The following is a 23,026-nucleotide window of genomic DNA, read 5'->3' on the forward strand; positions in this document are numbered from 1 at the left end:
CCGGCTGCGCTACCGTCCCACGCATGGCGGCCCCACCACCCGACGCTGAACGCGCACGTCGTACCACCGGACGTCTCCTCTGGGGATGCGCCGCGCTAACGGTCATGGTCGGTGTCTTCCAGCTCGCCGACATCCTCCGCGAGATCGACCAGTACGGCGCTCTGGCCTGGCTCGGCGTGGTCGTCGCAGCGGTCGCCGAACTGGCACTGATCGCGGCGTACGTCGCGTGTGCGCTGGAGCGGATGACTCTGCGTCAGCGGGTCGTGGGGCAGCTCGACGTGTTCCAGGTGTCGGCCGGTGTGTTCCTGATCGCTCTGGTGGCCGGAGTGCTCAGTCCTGGTCGCAACACCACGACGCTGGCTCTGCTCCTGCCTTTTGCCATCACCTACTGGCTGCACGGGTTGGAAGCCGCAGGGACAGAGTCGGCTAGTTCAGATGAGCCCTGAGGTAGTCGATGTCGGCCTTCTGGCCGTGGTCGGCGTTCGGGGTCTCGACCACGACCGGGGCACCGGCGGCCTGCACCACCGCGACGATGTCGGCCGGATCGATGTGGCCCTCCTCGAAGTTGCTGTGCCGGTCGGCGCCTGATCCGAACTCGTCCCGCGAGCCGTTGGCGTGCACCAGGTCGATCCGGCCGGTGATCGCCAGCACCTTCTCCACGATTGTCGGCAGCTCCTCGCCGGCGGCGTGGAAGTGGCAGGTGTCCAGGCAGAAGCCGACGTTCTCCAGCCGGTCGTTGCCGGACGACTGCACCGCGTCCCAGAGCCGGGCGATCCGGTCCAGCTGACGCGCCATCGCGTTCTCGCCGCCGGCCGTGTTCTCGATCAGCAGTGGCACCGGCAGCTCGGCCCGCTCGATGCACTTGCGCCAGTTGTCGAACCCGGCCTCGGGATCGTCCTCGTCGCCGACGTGCCCGCCGTGCACGATCACGCCTTTGACGGCGATCTCGGCCGCCTTGTCGAGTGTCTGCTGCAGCAGCTTCCGGCTCGGGATCCGGATCCGGTTGTTCGTGTTCGCCACGTTCAGCCGGTACGGCGCGTGCACGTACAGATCGACGCCCGCCGCGGCAGCCCGCTCCTTCAGCGCCTCTTCGCCGTCGGCGTACGCGAGCTTCGGCGCCTTGTAGTCCTGTGGATTGCCCAGGAAGAACTGCACCAGGTCGGCTCCCCGGTCAGCCGCCTCCGCCAGCGGGTCTTCCTGATCCACATGCGCACCCAGCTTCAAGCTCATGCGATCCACCCTAGAACCACGCACCGACAGTTCCGAAGCTCCCCACCCCACCGCCCCGGTCGGTCAGGAACCCCATCCGGCCGATCGTGTGACCGGGCGTGATTCCTGTGTCGGCGGCTGGACCGGACGGCCCTCGAACTCGGTGGAGAGCACGATGTGGGTGTTCATCTCACCGTGTTCACCGAGCCGCTCGAAGAGACCTTCGAGGTGCCGCATGGAGGTGACGCGAACGCGCGGCATCGAGCAGGAGTTGCCGCTCAGCTTGTGGATCTCGAGCACCTCGGGGAAGTCCTCGGCGCGGGTCGTCTTCAGCAGGCAGCGCCCGGTGGTGCAACGCATCTGGACGAATGCCGACAACGGTTGACCGGCACGGGCCGGGTCGACCTCGGCGCGATACCCGACGATCACGCCGGCCTCCTCCAGCCGCCGTACTCGCTCCGCGACTGCCGGCGGCGACAGGTTGACCCGCTTGCCGAGCTGGTTGAACGACAGGCGACCGTCGGTCTGCAGTTCGGCGAGGATCTGCCAGTCGGTCGGGTCCAGGTCTCGCTCCTGAAAGGTCATCTCCCCAGAACACCTTCGACTTCGCCTCTCGACAAGGCCGAACGCCTTACATCAGGCCTTCAAGTCCGACGGCCGCCTTCCTAGCGTTGAAGACATGCTGATTCCCGTCGTTCTCGCCGCGGCTCTGATGAACGCCGCCATGATCGCGGCGAGCGCGGTGAGCACGATCCTGATCTCCGACCGGCTCAGCCCTGGCTTGGCCGGTCTGCCCAACACGGCCGGCGTGCTGGGCACCGCGGCCGGTGCACTCGGCGTGGGCTGGTGGACTGCCCGGCTGGGACGCGCTCAGGCGATCCGCATCGGCTACGCCGTAGGTGTCGCCGGTGGAGCGCTGGCAGTGCTGACCGCAGTTGGTGCACACGTGTCACTGCTCTTCGCCGGCATGTTCCTGCTCGGCGCCGGCAACGCTGCGAGCCTCCTGTCCCGGTACGCCGCCGCTGACGCCGTACCAGCGGCGCGACGCGGGGCGGCGATGAGCACAGTCGTTTGGGCCAGTACGGCCGGTGCTGTCAGCGGGCCCTTCCTGATGGCACCGTCGCAGTCGTTCGCCGCAGCTCTCGGCCTGCCTGTGATCGCCGGGCCGTTCCTCCTCGCGCTGGCAGCTGTCTTCTCTGCTCTGGTCGCGTCCAGCTACTTCCGTGGTGCGCACCCGGTTGAAGGCGCAGTTCCTGACCGTCCGCGCCCCGCTGCTGCTCGTCGTACGTCGGTCATGCTCGCCGCCGGTGTGATGGTCGTCGGGCATCTGGTGATGGTCGCGTTGATGTCCTCCGTACCTGTGCACACGCACCAACACGGCGAGGGCCTCGGCCTGCTGGGAGTGATGCTGTCCGCTCACACCCTCGGCATGTTCGCCCTGTCCCCGCTGACCGGTTGGTGCGTCGACCGGGTCGGCTCGCGACCCGTGATGCTCGCCGGACTCGGCCTGCTGCTCGTGTCCGCCCTGCTGGTCGCGCAGGGCGGTGCGGCACTCACACCGGCGCTGTTCCTGCTCGGCTACGCGTGGAACCTGTGCTACCTCGGAGGCAGTTCGCAGTTGGTCGCCGCGGACCAGGAGAGCAAGGTCGAGTCGTTCATCTGGGCCGTCGCCGCGTTCGCCACTGGCACCTCGCCGTGGCTCTTCACGCTCGGCGGGTTCCCGCTCCTGTCCGTGATCTCCGCGGCTCTCGCCGTACCGTTGCTGGTGCTCGTCGGTCGTCGTACGGCGCCCGAGGTCGCGAGCCGGTGACGGAGAGTCACCGGAATAGGCCTGTGGATATGGTCAAGTAGGCGTCCGGACGCTGGTATTCTCTTGGGTGTGGCCCGGTCCATCGACCGGGCTCATTGCTTGGCGCCGACGGCAAGTGTCGGCGTGGAGCACACCGCATCGCCCTCCTGCCACGGAGAGACCGTGGCCGCCAAGTCCGAAGGAGGTGGAGTTCGCGCATGCGTCGTTATGAAGTCATGGTGATCCTCGACCCTGAGCTCGAAGAGCGCACCGTGGAGCCGTCCCTCGACCAGTACCTGAACATCGTCCGCAAGGAAGGTGGCACGGTCGAGAAGCTCGACATCTGGGGTCGTCGCAAGCTTGCCTATGACGTGAAGAAGAAGGCCGAGGGCATCTACGCCATCATCGACCTGACCGCGGAGCCCGCGGTGGTGAAGGAACTCGACCGTCAGCTCACGCTGAACGAGTCGATTCTCCGCACCAAGGTCATCCGGCCGGACCAGCACTGAACCTGGGGTCGTCAGCAGCCATCGGTACTGTCGGCGCCAGCCGCTACTGATAGTTGTTGACAAAGCCACACCCGAAAGCAGGAGGAACGGCAATGGCAGGCGAAACCGTCGTCACACTGGTCGGCAACCTTGTCGACGATCCTGAGCTCCGGTTCACCCCGTCCGGTGCGGCCGTCGCGAACTTCCGGATCGCGTCGACGCCGCGGACGTACGACCGGCAGACAGGTGAATGGAAGGACGGCGAGTCGCTGTTCCTCAGTTGTTCCGTCTGGCGGCAGGCCGCGGAGAACGTGGCCGAGTCGCTGCAGCGCGGCATGCGCGTGATCGTGCAGGGCCGGCTCAAGTCCCGCTCGTACGACGACCGTGAGGGCAACAAGCGCACGGTCTTCGAGATCGACGTGGACGAGGTCGGTCCGAGCCTGCGCAGCGCCACCGCGAAGGTGACCCGGGCGATGCGCTCGGGCCCCGGCGGCGAAGGCGGCGGCGGTGGCTTCGGTGGTGGCGGTGGCAACCAGGGTGGCGGCTACGGCGGCGGCCAGGGCGGCGCCCCGCAGAACGACCCCTGGGCGACCCCCCAGGGCGGCGGCGGCCAGGCGGCTGCCCCGCAGAACGACCCCTGGGCCAGCCAGGGCGGCGGCTCGATGGAGGAGCCTCCGTTCTGATCCGATCCCGGGTCGTGACCATGTAAGACAGACCATTCCGGCACGTGTGCCGGGCTCTGGAAGGAAGAGAGCACCACAATGGCCAAGATCATTCGGAAGCCGAAGAAGAAGGTCTGCGGCTTCTGCAAGGACAAGGCGACGTACGTCGATTACAAGGACACCGCGCTGCTGCGCAAGTTCATCTCGGACCGCGGCAAGATCCGCGCCCGCCGGGTGACCGGGAACTGCGTGCAGCACCAGCGCGACGTGGCCACCGCTATCAAGAACGCTCGTGAGGTGGCGCTGCTGCCGTACACGAGCACGGCTCGCTGAGGGAGGTCCGGCACATGAAGCTCATCCTGGCGCAGGAGGTCGAGGGCCTCGGAGCCCCCGGCGACATCGTCGAGGTGAAGGACGGCTACGGCCGCAACTACCTGGTCCCGCGCGGCCTGGCCATCGGCTGGACCCGCGGCGCCGAGAAGCAGATCCTGACCATCAAGCGGGCGCGCGACGCCCGGGCGATTCAGGGCAAGGAGCACGCGAGCGAGGTCAAGAACCAGCTCGAGCAGCTCGCTGTCACGCTGGACGTCAAGGCCGGTGAGACCGGTCGCCTGTTCGGCTCGGTCACCCCGGCGGACGTCGCCGGCGCGATCAAGGCCGCCGGCGGCCCGCTGGTCGAGAAGCGGTCCATCGCGATCGCCACTCCGATCAAGACGACCGGCAAGCACCAGGTCTCGGTCCAGCTGCACCCGGAGGTGGCCGCCACGGTCCGCCTCGAGGTCGTCGCCGGCTGAGGTCAGTAGGTCCCGACAGGGCCCGCGCTCCTTCGTGGAGTGCGGGCCTTCGTCATTCAGCCGCTTCAGTTCTCTTTGGGGGAGGGCCAGCTGACGGGTTGGGGATCGCCGGAAGTGCTGGCTTCCGGTTCCTTGACGCTGGGCCAGCCGACTGGCCCAGGGTCGGCCTTGCTGCCGCCGGCGTCCGGTTTCTGGATGGTCGGCCAACCCGTCGGACCGGGATCATCAGCCGCCACAGCCATCCCCGAAGGCGCCAGCAGTACCAGCGACGCCACCACCGCCCCCGCTGCCCGCAGAAGCCGAGTCACTTCTTGTCCAAGGCGTAGACGACGTTGTCGTTGACGACGATCGCGTGGCCGCCGGCGATGCCCCAGGGGCGCGCGGTGTTGCTGGCGACAGCGGACGAGCGACCGCCCGGCGTGGTGGCGACCAGGTGGCCTTCGACGGTGCCGTAGATCGTCGTCCCGGTGATCGACTGCGGCTGGAAGTCCGTGTGCAGGAACGTCTTCCGGGCGGTGAAGTCGATCAGGCACTCGCCCCAGGCCGCGACCTTGTGGGCAGTGTCCGGGACCCAGTCCCACTCGTCGTTGTCGCCCTGCCGGACCGTCGGGCAGGTGGCGACGGCGGCGCCGTTGGCGGTCGAGTGCACGGCCGGGACCACCATGCCGGGGGTGGTGGACTTCCAGAGCACCAGCGCCTGACCCGGGCTCGCGGCGACCACGTGGTCGATGCCGCTCGTCTTGGCCGGCGGCGTGAGGTCCAGCTTCACCAGGTCCTTGCCGGGCTGGCTCCAGTACAGCGGGCCGGCGTACCGCGCGATCAGTGCCTTGTCGCCCTCGGCCAGCAGGATCGTGGACAGCCGCGGCTGGTTCGGCACCGTCTTGAGCTCGCCGCCGGAGATCACGCTGGACCCGGCTTCGGTGCCCATCTGCACCAGTGGCGACGTACCGAAGAATTGGACGGAGGATGAGTTCGGCAGCTCGAGCTCGGTCGCCTGGGCGCCGTCACCGGCCCAGTAATACAAGGTCTCCGGGGACTCGACCGCGAGGACCCGCTTCGAGTCGATCGTGGTGTAGACCGGGTTCTCCGATCCACGCGGCACCTTGTCCTGCCAGAGCACCTTGCCGTTGCTGTCGAACACCGCGATCTTGTTGTCCGGCGTCAGTACGGCGACCTCCGTGCCGTCCGGCGACACCGCCGGAGCGGAGCCGTCGGCGATGTCCACCGTCCAGCTCGCATTGGTGGACCATCCGCTCGGCACTGGCCGGCCGACGAACTGGTCCGGCCTGACGCTCGGCGCGGGCAAGGTCGGCAGTTTCGGCGACTCGGTCGGCTTGGCGACGGGGTCGCCTTTGCTGAACACGGCCAGATACAGCACGGTACCGATGACGAGAGCGCAGGCGACGACCATCGCGACGATGATCGGCCAGATCGGCTTCTGACCGCCTGAGCCCGAACCAGACCCTTTGCCCCGGCCGCGGGACTCGGTCTCGACCGCCTCGACCCGGCCGTCCGGATGGATGATCAGCGGCCAGGAGGCGCCGTCGGACTCGACCGCGGTGGCCTTCACCGGCCGGCCGAGTTGCAGGGCCCGCTCGCTGACCAGGCCGATCGCGGCCTGCCGGGGATCGTGGTGGTTGACCGGATGGCTCCGGCCGGCGATCTTCACCTCGGCGTTGTGGTCGTCGTACAGCCGGATCGTCACCTTGGGCCAGGAAGGGATCTTCTCAGCCACGACGACCACTCATTCCTACCCGGCTCCCTCGTTCGTCCGACAGCGACGCCGCCCTCAGTGGTCCAGACCGGTGTGTCAGCGAGCCACCACCCGACCAACCGGCAAAGTAGACCATTAGCATGTGCTGCGCACCAAAGGCATACCAGGTCGCCCGGGCAGCGAGCTCACGGCTCGGCTGACCCCAATAAGGGGGTAGAAACATCCTCGCCTGTGGATGGGTCACGAAAGTACACCCGGAAAGCGAGAGAATACTGTGGGCGACAGCCTGTGACGCAGCGCGAGAGGAGGGGCCATGACGCAGAATCCGTGGACTCGGCAGCAACCGCCGGCCGAGGGTCCGCAGCCGCAGGGCCCAGGCCCCTCGGAGCGGCCCGCGGACGTCACTCCGCGCGGGCCGTCAGCGCCTCAGCACGGCGTTCCGGCGCCGGCCGAGGATCAACGGCTGCCGAAGTTCGCCATTCCGGCCGCGGACACGCTCTGGTGGCTCGGTGTGCACGGAGGTGCCGGCGAGACGACCATGTCGCTGCTGTTGCCGGGGACCCGGGCGGCGAACCACCGCTGGCCCATCCCGCCACCGCCGGTGCCGACTCCCGTGATCCTGGTCGCCCGGACGCACGGTTCGGGTCTGCGGGCAGCGCAGCGGGCGGCCATCGAGTGGGCGTCCGGAGTGGTGCAGGGAGTCGCCGTACTCGGTCTGGTGCTGATCGCGGACGCACCCGGCCGGCTGCCCCGCGTGCTCGACGACTTCGCCGACATCGTCGGTGGTGGCGTGCCGAGAGTGTGGGACATCCCGTGGATCGAGGAGTGGCGCCGAGGGGAGGCACCCACCCCTGACAACACACCTGACGAGGTTTTCGAAGTCCTTGAATCCATCTACGCTCTTCGCGCGTCAAACCCTGCGGACTACCCCGCCCCGTACTGAAAGGCAAACATCCCGATGATGTTGGTACACCTGATCTCGGAGGTCGCGAACCAGATCCCGACGATTGACCCCGAGCCGCCCGGTCACGAGAAGCTCGACGGTGTGGTCACCTGGGTCAAGTGGATCGCCTACCTGATCTGCGGCCTCGGCATCATCATCGCCGGCGCCATGATGGCCATCGGCCAGCGGCGCGGTGAGGGTGGTGAGCACGCGGCCCGGCTCGGCTGGGTGCTGGCGGCCTGCATCGTGATCGGCTCGGCGACGGCGATCGTCGACCAGCTCAAGTGATCGCTCAGATCGTCACCGGAGACTGATCGCCGGTGGGACTGTTCAGCAGCGGCTCCGGCCCGGAGTCCGACGACGACGCCGGGGACGAGCGAACCGCGTTCTGGCAGGAGCGTGGCTTCGTGTCCGCGGCGATCGTCGCGGGCGCGGTCGTCGTCTGCCTGCTGGTCTGGCTCTTCCTCCGGGACTCGGGTGCGCCGGCGACCCAGCCGACGCCCGCCCCGAGCACCGTCGTACCGACCGAACAGCCCACCGACGAACCGTCTGTGCCGCCCGCCACGCCCACAGACCAACCGAGTACGCCGTCCGTCACACCCTCTGGTCCGCCCACGACCGGTGCCGGCGGCTGCAAGGTCAAGAATCCCGCCCAGACCGTCCCGCGGGTGGCGCCGCCGGCGGTCACCTGGCAGTTCGAGGCAGACATGCTCATTCCGCTCCAGCAGCAGGGAGGTCCGGCCCTGATGGACCGGTCCGGCCTGCGGTACTGCTTCGCCCATTCACCGACCGGCGCCGTACTCGCGGCCATGGTGACGCTCGGGCAGATCCGGAACCCCGGCCTCACCGAAGCGGTCCTGGCCAAGCGGATCGCGCCCGGCCCCGGCCGGACCCGGGCGCTGGCCGAAGCCCGGTCCACCGCGACCCCACGGAACCAGGACGATGCCGCGCAGTTCACCGGCTTCAAGGTGATCGACTACCAGCGCAACCGGGCGATCATCGCGATCGCGGTCCGGGTCGACGTGAACAGCGTCGGATCACTGCCGGTGACGATGGTCTGGTCCGGCGGTGACTGGAAGGCCGAACTGAAGGACGACGGCAGCTTCAACGGGTCGGTCGCGCCCGACGTGCTGAAGTCGCTCGACGGCTACGTCGCGTTCCGGGGCGCCTGATGATCGTTCTCGGCTGCTCGTGGGCGCCCTGGGACTGGGGCGACTGTGTCGCGGACAAGCTCGGCGAAGCCGCCGAGTGGGCCTTCGGCAACTTCTTCAACATGCTCTTCGACGCCATCAAGGCGGTCGTGGTGGCGGCCGTCGAGGCGGTGATGAAGGGGGTCGGCTTTCTCTGGATCAAGATCGACACCCCGGACATCTCCACGAATGGGCCGGTCGGCTGGTTCCAGGTCCACACCAACTACATCCTCGGTTTCGTGGCCACGCTCGCGGTGATCTTCGGAGCGATCCAGATGGCGGTGTCGCACCGCGGCGAACCGCTGCGCGACATCCTCAAGTCGATGCTCACCCTGGTGGTCGTGTCCAGTGCCGGGGTGGCGTTCGCCGCCGCCCTGATCCAGGCGGCCGACGAGTTCTCCTGGTGGATCATCACCGAGGCGATCGGCGCGGACGACAACGCCTTCTCGAACAAGCTGGCCGAGAAGATGATCAGTCCGCTCCGGGACAACGGCGTCGGCCTCGCGCTGACCATCATCGTCGGCATCATGATGGTGATCACCGGCATCATCCAGCTGGCCCTGATGATCGTCCGCTACGGCATGCTCGTGCTGCTCTGCGGTGTGCTGCCGCTGACCGCCGCGGCGACGAACACCGAGAAGGGCCAGATGTGGTTCAAGCAGGCGGTCGGCTGGCTCGCCGGCTTCATCCTCTACAAACCGGTGGCGGCGCTGATCTACGCCACCGCCATCAAGCTGATCGCCACTCCGGCCGCGCCCGAGAACGCCAGCATCGTGGAAGGGGCCGAGCAGACGCTCAAGGTCCTGATGGGCATCGCGATGATGCTGCTGGCGGTGGTGGCGCTGCCCGCCATCCTGCGGTTCGTCTCCCCGAGGACGTCCTGACATGTATGCCCTGATCTGTGGTGACGGTTGGCTCCAATGCCTGAAAGACGCGATCGACGCCGCGCTACCGGACGCCGTCCAGGAGATGATCAAATTCATGTTCCAGCCGATTGTGGACGCGATCGCCCAGGCCGTGAACGTCATCATGGGCGTGATCGGCACCTTCTGGATCTACGTGCCGACACCGGCCGTCGGTACCTACACCGGGCAACCGGCGCAGGGCACGGTCTCCTGGATCTGGGACCACACCCAGTTCATCGCCGTCTTCGTCGCGACGATCGGTCTGCTCGTCGGTGCCATCCAGATGGCCTGGAGTCAGCGCGGTGACTCGGCCCGGCAGATCCTCAAGTCGCTGATGACGCTGGCGGTCGCCTCGTCCCTGATCATCGCGGTGGCGCAGCTGCTGATCGAGGCCGGCGACAAGTTCTCCGACTGCCTCGTCACGAGCGCGCTCGTCGATGCCACCGACGGCTGGAAGTGCGGCATCACCAGCATCCCCGAGGGCAGCGGCTTCGGCCAGACGATGACCGCGATGCTCGGCTTCGCCGCCGCGACCACGGTGGTCGGCGGGATCGGCTTCGGCCTGATGATCACCATGGGCATCCTCACCATCCTGGCCGGGGTGATCCAGATCGTGCTGATGGTGGTCCGGAGCGCGTTGCTGATTCTGCTGCTCGGCATCCTGCCGATCGCGGCCGCCGCGACCAACACCGAGCGAGGCAGGCAGTATTTCGGCCAGGTCACCGGATGGATCGCGGCCTGGGCGCTCCTCAAACCCGTCGAGGCGGCCGTCTACGCGATGGCGATCGTGCTGACGTCCAACGAGGGCAAGGGCCTGGACTTCTCGGGCAAGGACACCGGCGCTCAGGTGATGAACACGGTCACCGGCCTCACCATGCTCGGGCTCGCCCTGTTCGCACTGCCGGCGCTGCTGAAGTTCGTCTGCCCCTTCGTCGCCCAGGTCGCTGGGCAGGCCGGGGCAGGTGCGATCGCCGCCCGGATGACCGGCATGGACAAGATCGCCGACAAGGCGCAGGGCTCGGTCGACAGCCAGAGCCCCGATGGCAGCGGTGGCGGCGGTGGCCCGACCGGTGCCCGTAACGTCGGCCGCTCCGGCCAGCAGGCGCAAAGCCCGAGCGGCTCCGGAGGGGGCGGCGGAGGCGGCGGTGGTGGCGGTGGCGGTGGTGGCGCGGGTGGTGCCGCGGGTAGTGGCGGTGGCGGCGGAGGTGCTGCGGCCGCCAGCGGTGGCAGTGGTGGTGCGGCTGCTGCCGGTAGCAGCAGTGGTGGTGCGGCTGCTGCCGCTAGCAGCAGTGGCGCTGCCGCGGCCGCTGGTGGTGCGGCTACCGGTGGTGCCGGCCTGATCGCAGTGGCGGCCAAGAAGGCGTACGACGGGGTCAAGGAAACCGGCAAGCATCTCGAAGGAGAACTCCTGCAGCCGGCCAACCAGGAATCCGGCGGCGGTGGCGGTGGCGGTGGCGGTGGCGGTGGGTCTGACGGGCCGTCCGGCAGCCGCGGCCGCGCCCGCGACACGAGCCGCGACAACGACCGGGCGCGAGCACAGCAACAGCAGGACGACCGTCGACGGGACGACCAGCGACGGAACGCACAACAATCCTCGGACGGACCAAGTGGCAGCGGCTGACAACATCCGAAGCGCACCGCGCACCTACGGCAACTGGCGGCAGCCTGCCTCGGCGGGCATCGCCGGTCTGGGCACGCTCGGCACCGGCATCATGATGGGCGGCCTGCTGCTGACCGTCTTCGCCAGCATGGCGGGCGGTATCGGCGCCGCGATGGTGATGATCCTCATCGTCGGCTTCGTCCTGCTGATGCTGATGACCAAGGACAAGCACGGCATGTCCGCGCTGGCACGGCTCTCGAACCACATTGGATGGCAACGAGCAAAGATGGCGAAGCACAACATTTACCGCTCCGGTCCGCTCGGACGGACCCCGTGGGGCAAGTTCCAGCTGCCCGGCCTGGCCGCCGCGTCCCAGCTGAGCGAGTTCCAGGACTCGTACGGCCGGCCGTTCGCGCTGCTGTACTACCCGAGCACCCGGCACTTCACCGTCGTCATCAACGCCGAGCCGGACGGCGCCTCGCTGGTCGACGAGGATCAGATCGACGTCTGGGTGGCGCACTGGGGCCAGTGGCTCGCCTCGCTCGGTCACGAGCCGGGCATCGTCGCCGCGTCGGTGACGGTCGAGAGCGCCCCGGACACCGGCATCCGGCTGCGCCGTGAGGTCGGCAACAACATGCTGGACGGCACGCCGCCGATCGCACGGGCGATGCTGACCGAGGTCGTGCAGACCTACCCCGAGGGCTCGGCCCTGATCTCGGCCCGGGTCGCGCTGACCTTCAAGGGCACGGACCGTAGCGGCAAGCGCCGGAAGGAAGAGGACATGGGCCGCGAGCTCGCGTCCCGGCTGCCCGCGCTCACCCAGAGCCTGAACTCGACCGGTGCCGGCGCGGCCCGGCCAGTCACCGCTCAGGAGCTCTGCGAGACAGTACGGATCGCGTACGACCCGGCGGCCGCCGTACTGATCGACGAAGCTCGGAGCCAGGGCATGGCGCCGGAGCTGCAGTGGACCGATGTCGGCCCGGCCGGGGCGCAGGCGTTCTGGGACAAGTACCGGCACGACTCCGCCTGGTCGGTGACCTGGCAGATGAGCCAGGCACCACGCGGCGAGGTCTTCTCGTCGGTGCTGTCCCAGCTGGTCGGGCCACACCCGGACATCGACCGCAAACGGGTCACGCTGCTCTACCGTCCGCTGGACGCCGCCACCACGGCGCGCATGGTCGAGGCGGACAAGCGCAACGCGTTGTTCCGCGCGACCACCTCGGACCGGCCCTCGGCCCGGACGCTGGCCGAGGCCCGTGCCGCGGACCGCACCGCGCAGGAGGAGGCTCGCGGCGCGGGTCTGGTCAACTTCGGCATGGTCGTCACCGGCACGGTGATGTCGGCCGAGCAGATCCCGGACATGATCGCCGCCGTCGACAACCTGGGCGCGACCGCCCGCATCCTGCTCCGTCCGGCGTACGGCTCGCAGGACTCGGCCTTCGTGGCCGCGCTGCCGCTGGGCGTCGTACTGGCGAACCACCTTTCGGTACCGGCCGGGATTCGAGAGTCCTTGTGACAGCTGGGGAGTCACCGTGAGCAAGAAGGCGAAGAAGCCGGTCGATCCGGCGCGTGGTGGAAAGCGGCCGATGCCCCGTGGCTGGGCGCGTCCGGGCGGCGGCTACTCGACGTACGTCCAGGCTCCGACCGAGTGGCGTGGTACGACGGTGCAGGTCTGCGGGCTGTGGCCGTTCTCGGCCGGCACCGGCAGCCCGATGGTCGGCGTACCGATCGGCCGCAACATCCTGTCCGGTGCGACCATGTGCTGCGACCCGATCAGCTGGTTCATGCGGGCGAAGCTGATCTCCAACCCGTCCATGTTCGTGCTCGGCAAGCCGGGCCTGGGCAAGTCGACGATCACCCGGCGGATGGCGCTCGGCCTGGCCGGGTACGGCATTCAGCCGCTGGTGCTGGGCGACCTGAAGCCCGACTACAAGGACCTGATCGAGGCACTCGGCGGCCAGGTCATCCAGCTCGGCCGCGGTCGCGGGCACCTGAACGTGCTCGACCCCGGCGAGTCCCGCGAGGCCGCGCTCCGGCTCACCGGCAAGGCCCGCGAGGCGATCCAGGCGGACGCGCACGGACGTCGTACGACGATGGTGTCGGCGCTGATCTCGATCATGCGCGCGGCGCCGCCGACGGACCGCGAGGAGACCATCATCGACGAGGCCCTCAAGGTCCTCGACGAGCGACACCCGGGTACGCCGGTGCTCCGCGACCTGCTGCAGGTCGTCCAGGACGCACCGGACCGGGTCCGCAACGTGGCGCTCGACCGCGGCAGCCTGGACCGGTACCGGCAGATCACCGAGGGGCTCGAGGCGTCGCTGATCGGTCTGGTCGGGGGCGGCCGGCTGGGTGAGATCTTCTCCGAGCAGACCGACAACCCGATGCAGATGGACCGTCCGGTCGTGTTCGACGTGTCCAACATCGACGACTCCGAGACGAACCTGCAGGCCGCCGTACTGCTGGCCTGCTGGTCCTACGGCTTCGGCGCGGTCGCGGTCGCGCAGGCCCTGGCGGACGCCGGGCTGGAGCCGCGGCGGCACTACTTCGTCATCCTCGACGAGCTCTGGCGGGTACTGCGCGCCGGCCGCGGCCTGGTCGACCGGGTCGACGCGCTGACCCGGCTGAACCGGCAGCGCGGTGTCGGGATGGCGATGATCTCGCACACCATGTCCGACCTGCTGGCCCTGGAGCACCCCGAGGACCGGATGAAGGCGAAGGGTTTCGTCGAGCGCTCCGGCATGGTCATCTGCGGTGGTCTGCCGCGGGCGGAGATGGAGAACCTGACCGAGGTCGTGCCGATGTCCGAGGAAGAGCAGAACATGCTCATCGGCTGGCAGGACCCGCCGGCGTGGGACCCGGCCACCGGCGAGGAGGCGGCACCACCCGGCCGCGGCAACTTCCTGGTCAAGGTCGGAGGCCGCCCGGGCATCCCGGTGCACGTCGGCCTCACCTCGGTCGAGCGCGAGATCAACGACACCAACAAGCTGTGGAAGACCGGCGCCGACGGCCGGCCGCTGAAGGTGGAGGTCGCCGCCGACGGCTCCGAGGCGGTCCTCGAGGAGTACAGCCTCGACGACCCGGCCTTGCTGCCGGCGCCGGACCCGAGCACCCGGGTGGTCGCCAGGACGGGAGTTGACGAGTAATGGCGAGCGGCAAGAAAAGCACCGGGCCGGGCGGGCTGTCCACGGAGTCGGTCCTCATCTTCATCGGCATCGGTGCGTTCGCCGTCGGTGTCGGCACCATCTGGGGTGCGTTGAAGGCCGCCGCGGCGATCAACAACACCCGCGGCATCCCCGGTCCGTTCGCCGCGGTGATCGACCTGATCAACGGCCGGGTCCGATGGTCCGGTGCGGCCACCGGCGTACTCATCCTGGAGTTCGTGCTGCTGGCTGGAATCGCCGGCGGCGTCTGGTTCCTGCTCCGGAAGCGGCAGAGCTCCGTCGGCCGGGTGGACAAGTCCGCGTTCCTGATGTCGAAGCGGTCGGAGATTTACAAGCTCACCCGGGAGGGTGCCCAGGAGATCGCCAACCGGCTCGGCGCCCCGCACGCCGGTCCCGGCATCATGATCGGCCGGACGGTTCGCGACAACATCGACGTTTTCGGGTCCTGGGAAGACATGCACGTCGACATCTGGGGTCCGCGTACCGGTAAGACCACCTCCCGCGCCGTCCCGGCGATCCTGGACGCGCCCGGCTCCGTCGTCGCCACCTCGAACAAGCGGGACATCGTCGACGCCACCCGGGAGCCGCGGGAGAAGAAAGGCCCGGTGTGGGTGTTCGACCCGCAGGAGGTCTGCGAGGAGCCGCCGAACTGGTGGTGGAACCCGCTCACCTACATCACGGACGAGACGAAGGCCCGCGAGATGGCCGAGCATTTCGTCGCGTCGCAGCGCAAGCTCGAAGCCCAGACCGACGCGTTCTTCGATGCCGCCGGCACCGACCTGCTGGCCGGGTTGCTGCTCGCCGCCGCGGTGGCGAAGCGCCCGATCACCCAGGTCTACAGCTGGCTCGCGGATCAGCGCAACGACGAGCCGGAGCGGATCCTGCGCAACACCCCGGGCCTGCACCTGTCCGCGGACGCGCTGTCCGGTGTCATCAACGCGCCGGACAAGCAGCGCGCCGGTGTGTACGGCACCGCGCAGCAGAGCGCCCAGTTCCTGGTCAACCGCAAGGTCACCCGCTGGGTCATCCCGCAGGGCCCGAACGACACCCGCCCGCAGTTCAACCCGCACGAGTTCGTCCGCCAGGGCGGCACGCTCTACAGCCTCTCCAAGGAAGGCGCCGGTACGGCGGGACCGCTGGTCACCGCGCTGACAGTGGCCGTCGTGGAGGCGGCCGAGGAGTTCGCCAAGGGCTGCCCGATGGGCCGGATGCCGAACCCGCTGGTCGGCGTCCTGGACGAGGCGGCGAACGTCTGCCGCTGGAAGAACCTGCCCGACCTCTACAGCCACTTCGGTTCCCGCGGCATCGTGCTGATGACGATCCTGCAGTCCTGGGCCCAGGGCCAGGAGTGCTGGGGCGACCACGGGATGGAGAAGCTCTGGTCCGCCGCCAACATCCGGGTGTACGGCGGTGGTGCGTCGGACGCCAACTTCCTCGAACGGCTGAGCAAGCTGATCGGCGACTACGACATCATTTCCAGCTCGGTGTCGTACAACAAGGGCGAGCGCGGCACCAGCCGGCAGACCCAGCGGCACAACATCCTCGAGGTGTCCGACCTCGCCGCGATGCCGCCCGGGCGGGCCATCGTGTTCCCGTCGGGTATCCCGGCGACGATGGTGAAAACCGTACCGTGGTTCACCCGCTCGGACGCCGGTGCGGTGAAGTCGTCGCTGGCGAAGTACGATCCGGGCGCGTCCGGAACCGTCGTACCGCAGGCGAGTGGGAACCCTTGGGTCGCGGCGGGTACGCAGCCACCGGGACAGGTGCCGGCGAAGCCGGCGCCGATGCCGGGCGTGCCGGTCTGGGAACAGAGTGAGGAGCAGCGTCGTGGATGGTGAACAGGAACTCTTCTACCCGCATGTCGCGGCGTTCGTCGAGGACCGGTTGATCTACCTCTACACCCGGCGGATCGGGCAGCAGTTCATCTGGTGCCCCGAGTGGTACCGGCACGCCGAGGCGCTCAGCCGGCTGGACTCGATCTGGCGCGCCTGGGAACACCTGCGGCTCGACCCGGCGACCGGGATGTCGGTCTGGTGGCGTGACCACGCGGACCCGCACATGATGGCGCTGCTCGACCCGGACGGCACGTTCGCGGCCTGCCGCGGCGCGCACACCGACTACCCGATCCCGCCGCTGCCGGTGGAGGAGCCGCCGGCCGGGCTCTTCTTCGACCAGCGCCAGCCCAACCTGCGCGGCATCTAGATGTGGAAGTGGGGCAACCTGCTGGCTTCCTTCCTCGCCGAGTTGGTTGCCCTAGGCATCTTTGCCTGGTGGGGTTGGTCGGTTGACGGTACGACGCTCGTCCGGCTGCTGCTCGCGATCGGATTGCCCGCGATCACCGCGGTGGTGTGGGGCTTGTTCGCGGCGCCGACCGCCAAGCGCACCACGCCGGCGGTGCGGACCGTGGTCAAGGTGCTTGTCTTCGGTCTCGCGGGTGCTGCGCTGTGGAGCCTCGGGCACCCCGTCTCAGCCGTGGTCTTCGTCGTACTCGTGGCCGCGAATCTGCTGATCATCCACCGGCAGGGGCTCAGCCCCGACCGTTAAAGGCCGAGGCCCTTGTGGCGCAGCGCGTTCGGGTCTTCCTCTTCTTCGAGGCGCTTTTTGCGTTCCCTGCGGCGGATGACCCGTGCTTCGGGTGCTCGCTCTGGCCGGTAGGCGGCGTCGGATGCGGGCGGCTGCCCGGGTTGCTGCGCGCTCTCTACCTCGCTCCGCAGGGCCCGCGCTTCGGCGTCGTACCTGTTGGCGACGCGATCGTTGGCCCTGGCCTGATCATCCGCGGCGACCGCGTTCCGGCGGTGCACCCGGCCTCTCGCTGCCGTCTCGTCCGCGCCGGGCGCGTCTGGTTCCACTGCCGTTCGGTCGAGGTCGTGGTTGCCGCGGGCCCGTTCGAGGCGGGCTCGGTGCTGTAGTTCGTCGGCCTCGCTGAGCCGGTGATCACGCGCCGTCTCGGCGACGCCGGCCAGGTGAATCGCCAGGGCCGTCTCGGCCGTGGCGGACTGCTGGTCGCGCCGGTTGCGGAGCCGATCCTCGAGTTCGAGTTGGTCCTGGGCGAGTTCGATCGCCTCGCGGCGCTGCCGGAGTTCCTCGTCCTCGTCGACGGTCTGCTCGTCCTCGGTGTCGGCCATGCGGCTCCTTTCTCCGGGCTCCACGATGCCGCACGCGCGGGTCAGCGAATAGCCCCTGTGACCAGCCACGCGTCGCGCCGCTCGCGGGTGACGAGGGTGAGCAGCCGCAGCAGCATGAACCCGCCGAATGCCCACCACAAGGCGACAACGCCGCCGCCGAGCCAGAGCACGCTCAACGCCAGCGGGACGTACAGCACGAGCGCTATGACCCCCGCGATCGCCAGGTACGGTCCGTCACCCGCACCGATCAGTACGCCGTCCAGCACGAACACCACGCCGTTCACGGGTTGCCAGAGCGCTGCGACGATCAGTACGGCGGCCAACGTACGTCGTACGTCGGGATCCGCGGTGAACCACGGCACGTAGACGCCCCGCAGGCCCCAGAGTGCGAGTCCACCGACCACTCCGGAGAGCAGGCCCCACCACATCATCCGGCGGGTGATGGCGCGGGTTCCTGCGACGTCACCGGCGCCGAGTGAGCGGCCGGTCAGCGCCTGTGCGGCGATGGCTATGGCATCGAGTGCCAGAGCCAGGAACGACCACAGCGTGAAGGCGACCTGGTGTGCTGCGACGGACGTCGTACCGAGGGCTGTGGCGACGAAGGTGAGCAGAACGATCGCCACGCGCAAGGTCAACGTGCGGACGATCAGTGGCACGCCCATCTGCGCTGACGCGAGGATGCCGGGCCGGTCCGGTCGCAGCTTGGCGCCGTCCCGTTTGGCACCTCTGACCACCACAGCGACGAGTGCTACGCCGGCTGCTGTCTGTGCGAGCGCCGTACCGAGTGCTGAGCCGGCGATGTCCATGTCGAGGCCGTAGACGAACAGGACGTTCAGACTGATGTTGGCGAGGTTGGCGGTGATTGCTACGACCATGGGCGTCTTGGTGTCCTGCAGACCACGCAGTACGCCGGTCGCCGCCAGCAACAGCAGCATCGACGGGATGCCGATGCAGGAGATGCGCAGGTAGGTGACGGCGTGGTCGGCGACGTCCTGTGAAGGGTCGAACGCCGCTATGGCGGCCGGGGCGAGGAGGAACCCAGCCACCGCCAGTACGACGCCCAGCAGCAGAGCCAGCCAGAGTCCGTCGATGCCCTGCGCCAGCGCGCCACGGTGGTCGCCGGCTCCGATCCGGCGGGCGACGGCCGAAGTGGTGCCGTAGGCAAGGAAGACGCAGACGCCGACCAGCGTCTGCAGGATCGTCCCGGCGACACCGAGCGCGGCGAGTTGCGGCGTACCGAGATGCCCGACGATCGCCGAGTCGGCCAGCAACATGAGCGGCTCGGAGACCAGCGCGAAGAACGCCGGGACGGCAAGCCGCAGGATCTCCCGGTCCTGCTCCCCGAGCCTCACTGCGCCGGGTGGCTTGTCATGAGCATGGGGCCTATTGTGCCTGACGCCAGCTGTGCACAAGCCGGCGGATCCGGCAGTTGTGCAGAAGGTCCGAAACTTTTTCTTCTCCACAGTTGTGCATTGGTGAAACCGCAGGTCAGGGGGATGTTGCGGATGGTTGTCCCCAGATATCCACAGGTATATGCCCAACCTGTGCACACCTGTTCCCGGGGTTTCCCACAGCTCGTCCACACCCCCTGTGGATGACTGACTACCGCCCGGCGACAAGACCGGCGTACGGTCGCGGGACGAAAGTGTCGGCGGGTTCGGCTAAGGTTCGATCAGGTGTTCGAATCCGGTTCGGGGCAGCCGGGTCGGTGGGCCGAGGAGGTCGGACGAAGTGAGCGTGGCGGAGTTCCGCGGGGGACAGGGCGGCGGCCAGGAGGAGCGCAGCCCGGAGATGGGCTTCGACCGCACGCCGCCGCAGGATCTGGCCGCCGAGCAGTGCGTGCTCGGCGCGATGATGCTGAGCAAGGACGCCATCGCCGACTGCATCGAAACCATCCGCGGCACGGACTTCTACCGCCCGGCGCACGAGGCCGTCTTCAACGCGATCACCGACCTGTACGCGCGGGGCGAGCCCGCGGACGCGATCACCGTCGCGGCCGAGCTGAACCGACGGGGCGAGATGGCCCGGATCGGCGGCGCGCCGTACGTGCACACCCTGGTCGCCTCCGTCCCGCTCGCCGCGAATGCCGGGTACTACGCGCACATCGTCCGGGAGAAGGCGATCCTGCGCCGGCTGGTCGAGGCCGGCACCAAGATCGTCCAGCTCGGGTACGCCGGCGAGGGCGAGGTCGACGATGTCGTCGACGAGGCCCAGGCGGAGATCTACTCGGTCACCGAGAAGCGCACCGCCGAGGACTACGCGCCGCTGAAGGACATCATGGAGGGCGCCCTCGACGAGATCGAGGCAATCGACTCCCGCGGCGACGCGATGGTCGGCGTACCGACCGGGTTCACCGACCTCGACGAGCTGACCAACGGGCTGCACCCGGGCCAGATGATCATCGTCGCGGCCCGTCCCGCGATGGGGAAGGCGCTCGCTCTCGACACCCCGCTGCCGACGCCCACCGGCTGGACCACGATGGGCGAGGTCGCCGTCGGCGACCAGTTGCTCGACGTCAACGGCCTGCCGACGACGGTGGTGGCGGCGACCGACGTGATGCTCGACCGGCCCTGCTTCCGGCTGTTCTTCTCCGACGGCAGCACGATCGTCGCCGACGCCGAGCACCAGTGGCGGGTCGAGGACGGCGGCCGCCCGGTGGTCTGCACGACCGCCGACCTACGTACGGCGATGTCCGCGAGTCCCGGGCTGACACCGTCGATTCCCGGGTCGGCGCCACGGCAGATCACCGGGCACGGTTTCCCGGCCGCGCTCGCCGGTGAGGACGAGCGCCGGGTGGAATGGGTCGACCCGGTCGAGGGTGTGCCGGTGCGGTGCGTCGAGGTCGACAACCCCGACCACCTCTACCTGGCCGGCAAGACGATGATCCCGACCCACAACTCCACCCTCGGCCTGGACTTCGCCCGGTCGGCGTCGATCAAGCACGGCCTGACCTCGTGCATCTTCTCGCTGGAGATGAGCCGCAACGAGATCACCATGCGACTGCTCTCGGCCGAGGCGAAGGTGCCGCTGCACCACATGCGCAACGGCAAGATGACCGACGAGGACTGGGCCCGGCTGGCCCGCAAGATGGGCGAGGTCTCCGAGGCCCCACTCTTCATCGACGACTCCCCGAACCTCACCATGATGGAGATCCGCGCCAAGGCCCGCCGCCTCAAACAACGCCACGACCTCCGCCTCATCGTCATCGACTACCTCCAGCTGATGACGTCGGGCAAAAAAGTCGAGTCCCGCCAGCTCGAAGTCTCCGAGTTCTCCCGCTCGATCAAGCTCCTCGCCAAAGAGCTAGAGCTCCCCGTAGTAGCCATCTGCCAGCTCAACCGAGGCTCCGAACAACGCTCCGACAAACGCCCCATGGCCTCCGACCTCCGCGAATCCGGCTGCTTGACCGCGGACACCCGGCTGCTGCGGGCGGACACCGGTGCCGAGATCTCGCTCGGCGAACTGCTGGCCACAGACGCGCGGGACATCCCGGTCTGGTCGCTCGACGATCGGCTGAAGCTGGTGCCGCGGACGCTGACGCACGCCTTTCCCAGCGGCGTGAAGGAAGTGTTCCGGGTGAAGCTCGCGTCCGGTCGGGAGATCAAGGCGACCGCGAACCACCCCTTCCTCACGTACGCCGGCTGGAAGCCGCTCGGTGAGCTGGTTCCGGGCAGCCGGGTGGGATCACTCCGGCACGTGCCGGCACCCCTCGAGGTCAAGCCGTGGGACGAGGACGAGATCACCATCCTCGCCCACCTGCTCGGCGACGGCTCCTTCGTCAAGCGCCAGCCGATCCGCTACGCCAGCATCGACGAGGCCAACCTGACCGCGGTTGCCGAAGCCGCGCACCGCCGCTTCGGCATCACCGCTATCCGCGATGATCACGCCGCCGCCCGCGTGACCAGCTTGCGCCTCCCCGCGCCGTACCGGCTCGCTCGCGGTAAGCGGAACCCGATCGCCGCGTGGCTCGACGACCTCGGCCTCTTCGGTCTCCGCAGCCACGAGAAGTTCATCCCGGACGGCATCTTCGCCCTCCCCAAAGAACAACTCGCCCGCTTCATCCACCACCTCTGGTCCACCGACGGCTCCGTCCGCTGGGACGCCAAGGCCGGCCAGGCCCGGATCTACTACGCCTCCACCAGCCGCCGCTTGGTCGACGACCTCGCCCGCCTCCTCCTCCGCCACAACATCTTCAGCCGGATCAAAACCGTCAAGAAGGCCGGCTACCGCGACGGCTACCACCTCTACATCTACGGCGCCGAGAACCAGTTGCGCTTCTGCGACCAGATCGGCGTCCACGGCCTCCGTGGTCTCAAGGTGCTGGAGGTCGCCGCGGCTTTGCGCGACATCCGCGGCAACACCAACCTCGACACCGTCCCCAAGGAAGTCTGGGGCCGCGTGCGCGAGGTCCTCGCCGAACGCAAGGTCAGCCACCGCGAGTTCGCCGCCGCGATGGGCACGAAATTCTCCGGATCGACCCTGTGGAAGCACGCCCCGAGCCGGCAACGCCTCGCCAAGGTCGCCGACATCCTCGACAACGCCGACCTCGAAGTCCTCGCCACCAACGACATCTTCTGGGACACCGTCACCTCGATCGAGAGCGTCGGCGAGCAGCCCGTGTACGACGCAACCGTCCTAGCCACCCACAACTTCGTAGCCGAAGGCATCGCTCTACATAACAGCTTGGAGCAAGACGCCGACGTCGTTATCCTTCTCCACCGCGAGGATGCGTACGAGCGCGAGTCGACTCGGCCTGGCGAAGCTGACTTCATTGTTGCCAAGCATCGGAACGGGCCTACTGCTGACGTCGTCGTCGCCTTCCAGGGGCATTACTCGCGGTTTGTGGATATGGCGCATGACGGGTAGGGCGCTGGGTTAGTTCGCCGCGGGTACTGACTGCTGGTGGGGTGTTTGGGTGCGGAGGCTGCGGGTTGTCAGGGCTAGGGCGAGCCAGGTCGTGCCCCAGAGGAGGCCTAGCAGGATGAAGTGGGTGGGCTTGTGGATGGAGTAGAAGGTTGCGGTGACGATGCCTGCAGCCACGGTCGTTAGTGGGGCCCACGCGGGCCAACCGGTCAAGGGGCCGCGGGCGGTGCAGACACCGACGATGCCCATGCCGGTGAACATGAGGATGATGCTCGCGACGATCGCGGGGTCGACGTACGCCGATGGATCGGCGACCAGCCAGATCGAGACGGCGATCCGGATCAGGTAGCCGGCGATCGCCACCCCGCCGCCCGTCCGGGCAAGGCGGCGCGGGGTTGCCACGTCGAGCAGCAACCAGCCGGCAACGCCCGCGATCATGCCGATGTTGATTGCCAGCCAGACCAGCTCCCAGCCGCGTTCGGCGATCGCCGGGTAGGGGAAGACGATCGCGGCCGCTCCATAGCCGAGTTGCAGTACGGCGCCGGCCAGGCCAACCGCTGATGCCACGGCCGGACCTTGG

At 68.5% G+C, this 23,026-nt stretch carries 23 protein-coding genes; 17 read left to right on the forward strand and 6 right to left on the reverse strand.

From position 1 onward, the window contains the following. Window positions 1-23: 23 nt before the first annotated feature. Window positions 24-446 (forward strand): hypothetical protein, encoded by a 423-nt coding sequence (locus EV646_RS21620; RefSeq protein ID WP_132151294.1) that lies wholly within the window; start codon window positions 24-26, stop codon window positions 444-446. On the opposite strand, the gene EV646_RS21625 is transcribed toward EV646_RS21620, so the two are convergent. After that, complete coding sequence (locus tag EV646_RS21625) at window positions 427-1,230, reverse strand: deoxyribonuclease IV (RefSeq protein WP_132151296.1); 804 nt, start codon at window positions 1,228-1,230, stop codon at window positions 427-429. The two genes, EV646_RS21620 and EV646_RS21625, sit on opposite strands and share 20 nt — an antisense overlap. Before the next feature lie 63 nt (window positions 1,231-1,293). Then, window positions 1,294-1,794 (reverse strand): Lrp/AsnC family transcriptional regulator, encoded by a 501-nt coding sequence (locus tag EV646_RS21630; protein WP_132151298.1) that lies wholly within the window; start codon window positions 1,792-1,794, stop codon window positions 1,294-1,296. 94 nt (window positions 1,795-1,888) lie between these two features. Here EV646_RS21630 and EV646_RS21635 point away from each other — a divergent pair, with 94 nt between their 5' ends. The 5 genes from EV646_RS21635 to rplI all read left to right on the forward strand — a co-directional run bounded on the left by EV646_RS21635 (window position 1,889) and on the right by rplI (window position 4,942). Then, a complete protein-coding gene (locus tag EV646_RS21635; RefSeq protein ID WP_132151300.1) occupies window positions 1,889-3,019 on the forward strand; it encodes an MFS transporter in 1,131 nt (376 codons plus the stop codon). A 197-nt stretch (window positions 3,020-3,216) separates the two neighbouring features. After that, entirely contained in the window at window positions 3,217-3,507 is a 291-nt protein-coding gene (gene rpsF / locus EV646_RS21640; RefSeq protein ID WP_132151302.1) for a 30S ribosomal protein S6, read from the forward strand. Between the two features lie 92 nt (window positions 3,508-3,599). Next, complete coding sequence (locus EV646_RS21645; RefSeq protein WP_132151304.1) at window positions 3,600-4,169, forward strand: single-stranded DNA-binding protein; 570 nt, start codon at window positions 3,600-3,602, stop codon at window positions 4,167-4,169. A 78-nt stretch (window positions 4,170-4,247) separates the two neighbouring features. Further along, entirely contained in the window at window positions 4,248-4,481 is a 234-nt protein-coding gene (rpsR, locus tag EV646_RS21650) for a 30S ribosomal protein S18 (RefSeq protein WP_012924539.1), read from the forward strand. A 14-nt stretch (window positions 4,482-4,495) separates the two neighbouring features. Further along, window positions 4,496-4,942 (forward strand): 50S ribosomal protein L9, encoded by a 447-nt coding sequence (gene rplI / locus EV646_RS21655; protein ID WP_132151306.1) that lies wholly within the window; start codon window positions 4,496-4,498, stop codon window positions 4,940-4,942. A 304-nt stretch (window positions 4,943-5,246) separates the two neighbouring features. Here rplI and EV646_RS21660 read toward each other — a convergent pair whose 3' ends face one another. After that, complete coding sequence (locus EV646_RS21660; protein ID WP_132151308.1) at window positions 5,247-6,677, reverse strand: hypothetical protein; 1,431 nt, start codon at window positions 6,675-6,677, stop codon at window positions 5,247-5,249. Window positions 6,678-6,969: 292 nt separating this feature from the next. Here EV646_RS21660 and EV646_RS21665 point away from each other — a divergent pair, with 292 nt between their 5' ends. From EV646_RS21665 to EV646_RS21710, 10 genes are read left to right on the forward strand one after another with little or no spacing between them, the layout of a single operon-like run. Beyond that, window positions 6,970-7,599, forward strand: a complete 630-nt coding sequence (locus EV646_RS21665) for a DUF6668 family protein (RefSeq protein WP_132151310.1) — start codon at window positions 6,970-6,972, stop codon at window positions 7,597-7,599. Between the two features lie 18 nt (window positions 7,600-7,617). Continuing rightward, window positions 7,618-7,887 (forward strand): TrbC/VirB2 family protein, encoded by a 270-nt coding sequence (locus EV646_RS21670; protein WP_199237107.1) that lies wholly within the window; start codon window positions 7,618-7,620, stop codon window positions 7,885-7,887. A 32-nt stretch (window positions 7,888-7,919) separates the two neighbouring features. Continuing rightward, complete coding sequence (locus EV646_RS21675) at window positions 7,920-8,771, forward strand: DUF8175 domain-containg protein (protein ID WP_132151314.1); 852 nt, start codon at window positions 7,920-7,922, stop codon at window positions 8,769-8,771. Beyond that, window positions 8,771-9,673, forward strand: coding sequence for a type IV secretion system protein (locus tag EV646_RS21680; RefSeq protein ID WP_132151316.1), 903 nt, complete (start codon window positions 8,771-8,773; stop codon window positions 9,671-9,673). The genes EV646_RS21675 and EV646_RS21680 overlap by 1 nt, the downstream gene beginning before the upstream one ends. Window position 9,674: 1 nt before the next feature. Then, window positions 9,675-11,315, forward strand: coding sequence for a TrbL/VirB6 family protein (locus EV646_RS40665; protein ID WP_199237108.1), 1,641 nt, complete (start codon window positions 9,675-9,677; stop codon window positions 11,313-11,315). After that, the gene (locus tag EV646_RS21690; protein ID WP_199237109.1) at window positions 11,302-12,810 is read left to right on the forward strand and encodes an SCO6880 family protein; all 1,509 of its coding nucleotides are present in this window, start codon (window positions 11,302-11,304) and stop codon (window positions 12,808-12,810) included. The genes EV646_RS40665 and EV646_RS21690 overlap by 14 nt, the downstream gene beginning before the upstream one ends. 16 nt (window positions 12,811-12,826) lie before the next feature. Beyond that, the gene (locus EV646_RS21695; protein WP_132151318.1) at window positions 12,827-14,440 is read left to right on the forward strand and encodes an ATP/GTP-binding protein; all 1,614 of its coding nucleotides are present in this window, start codon (window positions 12,827-12,829) and stop codon (window positions 14,438-14,440) included. Beyond that, window positions 14,440-16,296, forward strand: a complete 1,857-nt coding sequence (locus EV646_RS21700) for a type IV secretory system conjugative DNA transfer family protein (RefSeq protein ID WP_132151320.1) — start codon at window positions 14,440-14,442, stop codon at window positions 16,294-16,296. The genes EV646_RS21695 and EV646_RS21700 overlap by 1 nt, the downstream gene beginning before the upstream one ends. Continuing rightward, complete coding sequence (locus EV646_RS21705) at window positions 16,286-16,660, forward strand: DUF4913 domain-containing protein (protein ID WP_132151322.1); 375 nt, start codon at window positions 16,286-16,288, stop codon at window positions 16,658-16,660. The genes EV646_RS21700 and EV646_RS21705 overlap by 11 nt, the downstream gene beginning before the upstream one ends. After that, window positions 16,661-17,002, forward strand: coding sequence for a YrdB family protein (locus EV646_RS21710; protein ID WP_132151324.1), 342 nt, complete (start codon window positions 16,661-16,663; stop codon window positions 17,000-17,002). Here EV646_RS21710 and EV646_RS21715 read toward each other — a convergent pair. Both EV646_RS21715 and EV646_RS21720 read right to left on the reverse strand, forming a co-directional pair. Then, window positions 16,999-17,583: a hypothetical protein gene (locus EV646_RS21715; RefSeq protein WP_132151326.1), complete on the reverse strand. Its 585-nt coding sequence runs from the start codon at window positions 17,581-17,583 to the stop codon at window positions 16,999-17,001. The two genes, EV646_RS21710 and EV646_RS21715, sit on opposite strands and share 4 nt — an antisense overlap. 41 nt (window positions 17,584-17,624) lie before the next feature. Continuing rightward, entirely contained in the window at window positions 17,625-18,935 is a 1,311-nt protein-coding gene (locus EV646_RS21720) for an MATE family efflux transporter (RefSeq protein ID WP_132151328.1), read from the reverse strand. Window positions 18,936-19,314: 379 nt separating this feature from the next. Between EV646_RS21720 and EV646_RS21725 the strand changes: the two genes are divergently transcribed. Beyond that, entirely contained in the window at window positions 19,315-22,449 is a 3,135-nt protein-coding gene (locus tag EV646_RS21725) for a replicative DNA helicase (protein ID WP_422386721.1), read from the forward strand. 9 nt (window positions 22,450-22,458) lie between these two features. Here EV646_RS21725 and EV646_RS21730 read toward each other — a convergent pair whose 3' ends face one another. After that, the gene (locus tag EV646_RS21730) at window positions 22,459-23,013 is read right to left on the reverse strand and encodes a hypothetical protein (protein ID WP_132151330.1); all 555 of its coding nucleotides are present in this window, start codon (window positions 23,011-23,013) and stop codon (window positions 22,459-22,461) included. Between the last annotated feature and the right edge of the window lie 13 nt (window positions 23,014-23,026).

It is taken from the genome of Kribbella antiqua, from assembly GCF_004345665.1.
In the GTDB taxonomy this organism is placed as follows: domain Bacteria; phylum Actinomycetota; class Actinomycetes; order Propionibacteriales; family Kribbellaceae; genus Kribbella; species Kribbella antiqua.

Excerpts from the sequence above, each read along its gene's own strand:
- rpsR (WP_012924539.1), top strand. The coding sequence starts at position 4,248 with ATGGCCAAGATCATTCGGAAGCCGAAGAAGAAGGTCTGCGGCTTCTGC.
- EV646_RS21680 (WP_132151316.1), top strand. The coding sequence starts at position 8,771 with ATGATCGTTCTCGGCTGCTCGTGGGCGCCCTGGGACTGGGGCGACTGT.
- EV646_RS21670 (WP_199237107.1), top strand. The coding sequence starts at position 7,618 with ATGTTGGTACACCTGATCTCGGAGGTCGCGAACCAGATCCCGACGATT.
- EV646_RS21715 (WP_132151326.1), bottom strand. The coding sequence starts at position 17,583 with ATGGCCGACACCGAGGACGAGCAGACCGTCGACGAGGACGAGGAACTC.
- EV646_RS21645 (WP_132151304.1), top strand. The coding sequence starts at position 3,600 with ATGGCAGGCGAAACCGTCGTCACACTGGTCGGCAACCTTGTCGACGAT.
- EV646_RS40665 (WP_199237108.1), top strand. The coding sequence starts at position 9,675 with ATGTATGCCCTGATCTGTGGTGACGGTTGGCTCCAATGCCTGAAAGAC.
- rpsF (WP_132151302.1), top strand. The coding sequence starts at position 3,217 with ATGCGTCGTTATGAAGTCATGGTGATCCTCGACCCTGAGCTCGAAGAG.
- EV646_RS21665 (WP_132151310.1), top strand. The coding sequence starts at position 6,970 with ATGACGCAGAATCCGTGGACTCGGCAGCAACCGCCGGCCGAGGGTCCG.
- EV646_RS21620 (WP_132151294.1), top strand. The coding sequence starts at position 24 with ATGGCGGCCCCACCACCCGACGCTGAACGCGCACGTCGTACCACCGGA.
- EV646_RS21635 (WP_132151300.1), top strand. The coding sequence starts at position 1,889 with ATGCTGATTCCCGTCGTTCTCGCCGCGGCTCTGATGAACGCCGCCATG.
- EV646_RS21700 (WP_132151320.1), top strand. The coding sequence starts at position 14,440 with ATGGCGAGCGGCAAGAAAAGCACCGGGCCGGGCGGGCTGTCCACGGAG.
- EV646_RS21710 (WP_132151324.1), top strand. The coding sequence starts at position 16,661 with ATGTGGAAGTGGGGCAACCTGCTGGCTTCCTTCCTCGCCGAGTTGGTT.
- rplI (WP_132151306.1), top strand. The coding sequence starts at position 4,496 with ATGAAGCTCATCCTGGCGCAGGAGGTCGAGGGCCTCGGAGCCCCCGGC.
- EV646_RS21625 (WP_132151296.1), bottom strand. The coding sequence starts at position 1,230 with ATGAGCTTGAAGCTGGGTGCGCATGTGGATCAGGAAGACCCGCTGGCG.
- EV646_RS21630 (WP_132151298.1), bottom strand. The coding sequence starts at position 1,794 with ATGACCTTTCAGGAGCGAGACCTGGACCCGACCGACTGGCAGATCCTC.